Annotated in this window: 4 protein-coding genes and 1 riboswitch; of the genes, 1 reads left to right on the plus strand and 3 read right to left on the minus strand. The window is 36.7% G+C overall.

The annotated features are described in order from the left end of the window. The first annotated feature begins 259 nt into the window (after positions 1-259). Positions 260-361, plus strand: a riboswitch (SAM riboswitch). Positions 362-560: 199 nt separating this feature from the next. Beyond that, positions 561-1,676: a methionine biosynthesis PLP-dependent protein gene (locus ACFQ18_RS17865; RefSeq protein ID WP_047186622.1), complete on the plus strand. Its 1,116-nt coding sequence runs from the start codon at positions 561-563 to the stop codon at positions 1,674-1,676. 191 nt (positions 1,677-1,867) lie between these two features. On the opposite strand, the gene ACFQ18_RS17870 is transcribed toward ACFQ18_RS17865, so the two are convergent. The 3 genes from ACFQ18_RS17870 to ACFQ18_RS17880 all read right to left on the minus strand — a co-directional run bounded on the left by ACFQ18_RS17870 (position 1,868) and on the right by ACFQ18_RS17880 (position 3,701). After that, entirely contained in the window at positions 1,868-2,056 is a 189-nt protein-coding gene (locus tag ACFQ18_RS17870) for a hypothetical protein (RefSeq protein WP_047186623.1), read from the minus strand. Positions 2,057-2,135: 79 nt separating this feature from the next. After that, entirely contained in the window at positions 2,136-2,528 is a 393-nt protein-coding gene (locus ACFQ18_RS17875; protein WP_047186624.1) for a hypothetical protein, read from the minus strand. Positions 2,529-2,543: 15 nt separating this feature from the next. Then, positions 2,544-3,701, minus strand: a complete 1,158-nt coding sequence (locus ACFQ18_RS17880; RefSeq protein WP_225344215.1) for an MFS transporter — start codon at positions 3,699-3,701, stop codon at positions 2,544-2,546. Positions 3,702-4,088 lie beyond the last annotated feature (387 nt).

Genomic DNA, 4,088 nt, shown 5'->3' on the forward strand with positions numbered 1-4,088 from the left:
AAATATTTGGTAAGACAATGTATTAGGTGAAAATTTAGAGACACTTCAGTACTGTCTACTTGACAGAACCAGGTGCAACTCTTGTCACGGACTTTTCCTCCCTACTAAATGATGACTTTGTCCGTGTAATAGGGAAATTATGTTTATGAAGAATGATTCTATGTAAAAACCTTCTATGTAAAAAACAAAAAATTACCAAAATTCTTATTGACAATTAATACGAATACGTGTAGTCTAATATTTAACTGAATATCCAAATTTCTTATCCAGAGAGGTGGAGGGACTGGCCCTTTGAAGCCTCGGCAACAGACTTTACAGAGAACTGTGCCAATTCCAGGAGCATCATGCTTGTAGATAAGAAGAGAAAATAGCCATTGTGCATCAACCCTCTTCTTATCTATAGGAAGAGGGTTTTATTTTAGCATTTGATTCATGTGAAAAATAAGATCAGGAAATAGTAATTAGCAAACGAATATTAACGTAATATTACTATTGATTATCCTACGATGAAACAATAGGGCTTCCTTGCAGGGTCCACTCATTTATAAGGAGATGAAAAAATGTCAGACAAAAGTATAGAAACGAGATTGGTTCAATTAGGCAATAAGAGTGATCAATCAACGGGGGCTGTCAATCCACCTATTTATTTATCGACGGCATACCAACATCAAGGACTAGGCCAATCAACTGGATTCGATTACAGCCGAACAAAAAATCCTACAAGAACCATATTGGAAGAGGGCTTTGCTGATCTAGAAAATGGAGATAGCGGATTTGCATGTAGTTCTGGCATGGCAGCAATCGAGCTCGTTCTTTCTTTGTTTAAACCTGGGGATCAGTTGATTGTTCCTAAAGATATTTACGGTGGTACCTATCGCTTGCTTCAACATTACGCAGATACATACCATATTCAAACGACATACACCGATTTTGAAAACAATCAGCAAATCGAGCAATTAATCACCGAAAATACAAAAGCCATATTTCTCGAAACGCCAACGAATCCATTAATGCAAGAAATTGACCTTGCCCAGATTGCAGCTATCACCAAAAAACACAATCTTTTACTGATTGTAGACAATACGTTTATGACCCCCTACTTACAGCGACCTCTTGACTTAGGTGCAGACATTGTTGTTCACAGTGCGACAAAATATATCGGGGGACATAACGATGTATTAGCTGGTTTAGTTGTTGCAAAAGGCAATGAAATTTGTGAAAAATTATCCTTCATCCATAATGCATCTGGTGCTGTCCTTTCACCTTTTGATTGTTGGCTCTTAATAAGAGGATTAAAAACACTTTCATTACGGATGGATAAACATGTAGAAAATGCAAAAAGCATTGTTTCTTATTTAAAGAACGAAGCCTTGGTTAGTGACGTATATTATCCAGGTAAAGGCGGTATGCTTTCCTTCAAATTACAAGAAAGCCAATGGGTGGATACATTTTTACAAAATCTTCAAGTTATTACATTCGCGGAAAGTCTTGGTGGCGTCGAAAGCTTTATTACTTATCCAGCAACTCAAACTCATGCTGATATCCCACTGGAAGAACGCATAGAACGAGGAGTAGATAATCGACTATTACGTTTTTCAGTTGGAGTTGAGAAAGCAGAAGATTTAATTCAAGACTTAAAACAGGTATTTTCCATTTTAGCTAAGGTGGAAGTATAAAGAAGACTAACCATCGGTGTGGGGTTTCTTTCATCCCCCACTGATGATTTCCCACCTTTCCCAAAAGCTTAAGATCGGAGTCTTACTGCCCGTTTAGGTGGATAAATAAAACAAGGTAATTCATACCTACTGAAAGGAAGCCAACAAACGCTAATGCATGTATCGGCTCCCTTTCTATCACTTATTCTTTTTTAATCAGAGTTCAATTTCTTTTTAATTTCCTCTACATCCGTATTACTGTAAACGGATGTTTCTAGACCTCCTGTTGATGCTAGTAATGCCTTTACCTCATTATAGGATAGTCCAGATTCCGCATTCTTTCTTTTTACTTCTTCAATATCAGTTCCTGCAACCGTATATTTTTCTTTATTTTCTTCCACTTTAGTCACCTTCTTTTTTATAGTTTATGCTATTTCTTCTTTTCTAACCAAAAAACTGGCCAATCTATCTTAGCCAGTTTTAATTATGTGTTCCCATAGACTCACTCGATTCGTCTATTTTATATTTTAAAAATTCATAGTTTGAAGTCGGTTCTTTTTTCACAATAACACCATCATCATTTCTATACACCTCATATTTCCGATATTTTTCAACCATATAGCCATCCTCTTCATAAGTATCTACCAATTCAAGCTCCACACTCGACATGGCAGGAGTACTTTCTTGTTCCAAGTGAGCATAAGCTTCAATGGATTCCTCCTCAATTTCCTTTTCGATTTCTTCGCGAATGGTAGGTGTTGAATCGACGTGTAAATCAGGAACGAAACCATGGTAGTTATTTTCAGGTTTTTCTAAATAAGCAACAAATCCAAGAATTGCTATAACCCCAATAGCTAGAAGTATTTTTTTCATTTTCCCTTCCCCTTCCTAATAAGACTTCGTTGGACTTGGAGATTGCAGTTTTGAATAACCAATCAGTGTCAAAACAACCATTCCTATCAAAAATGCAATAAAATAAGGTGAAATAAAGCTACGAATAATACCTGTAAAAAAGGTACTGAAAATCATCCCTAACGAATAAACTGCTGACATAACGCCAAAAGCTCTCCCATGCCCTTCACTTGAAACAACATCCGTTAATGCAGTAGCCATCGCCGGCATCATAATTCCAAAAAAGACACCAATAAGGAAAACCAATATGCTTAATGATAGAAGAGAATTAAATAGTGCAAACAAACTTATACACATTCCAAATAACCCGAGGATCAACCGCTTCACAGGGTCGAACCTATTAATAAAAAGCAATGATAAGGATATAAACGTTCCAATACCAAAATAACTAAATAATTGTCCAGTAACCGCAGTAGATAAACCTTTTTCTACCGTTAAGTAAGGAATTTCATAAATAAGGACCCCATGAATATACATCACCGCAAATCCAGTCAAAAATACAACCTGAAGACCCGGTGTAGTTAAAACATCCCACAGACTCAAAACTGTTTTTGAGTTCCTTTTCATCATAACAATTTGTCTTTCATTTATAAATTTCATCGTATAGATAGAGGTTAAAATTAATCCAGAACCTATTACGAAATACGTATTGGCATACCCTATCGACACACCTAGTTGTCCTCCGATTACAGGAGCTACGATACTAGCAATCGTTCCTAGTATTCCATTAATTGCCATGTTTTTTCCTTGCTGTACACTATTTTTGGCATATCCCGAAAGTAATGCCATTGCTGCTGGAATTAAAAACGCTAACGAAAATCCATTCATGGCCCTAAGCATTAACAAGCTAACCGTATCACCAACAACACCATGGGCGATGAACAAAATGCCAGACACAAGTAAAGGCAGAGTAATAAAAATTCGCTTTCCAAACCGATCAACCAAAGGACCAGCAATCAAATTTCCAGTTAAATTTGCCAACTGTGAAACACTAAGCATAATACCAATTAATACACCTGACGCACCTACCATCGCTGCATAAGGAGTGAAAATTGGAGATTGGATACTCATGATTAAACTAATGAAGAACATCACTAAGAAGATATGTAATTTGTCTACCTGCGCTTCTCTCAATTTTTTCACCTCAAAATATTGTATGCGGGTGATAAAAAATTAGACGAGCTTTTCAGAATCTAACATTTCATTTTTTTGAAAAACTGGTATTTGCCAAGCTTTATAGACATATACCTTAAATGCACTTATTCAAATCTTTACGGTAGAACGAGTAATCGAAGCTCTAGACGGGAAAGATTTCCTTCCCGCTAAATAGAAAATGCACCACCCATAGTTGGATTGAATCCAACAATGATGGTGCCTTCTCCTTAAACGTTTATGATTAACATATAATTCTAAACTCAGTGAACTACCCCCTCTTACCATCCTTACGGGTTGCTTGAAGTGGGGGCTTCTTGGGTAATCGCCACTTTTGGTAGCTGACGAATTTGACCAAGCTAACCCTCT

Origin of the sequence: Oceanobacillus caeni, from assembly GCF_042678465.1 — a bacterium.
Taxonomy (GTDB): domain Bacteria; phylum Bacillota; class Bacilli; order Bacillales; family Amphibacillaceae; genus Oceanobacillus; species Oceanobacillus caeni.

What these genes read in the sequence shown, in the direction of transcription:
- ACFQ18_RS17875 (WP_047186624.1), bottom strand. Translation starts at nt 2,528, where the DNA reads ATGAAAAAAATACTTCTAGCTATTGGGGTTATAGCAATTCTTGGATTT.
- ACFQ18_RS17865 (WP_047186622.1), top strand. Translation starts at nt 561, where the DNA reads ATGTCAGACAAAAGTATAGAAACGAGATTGGTTCAATTAGGCAATAAG.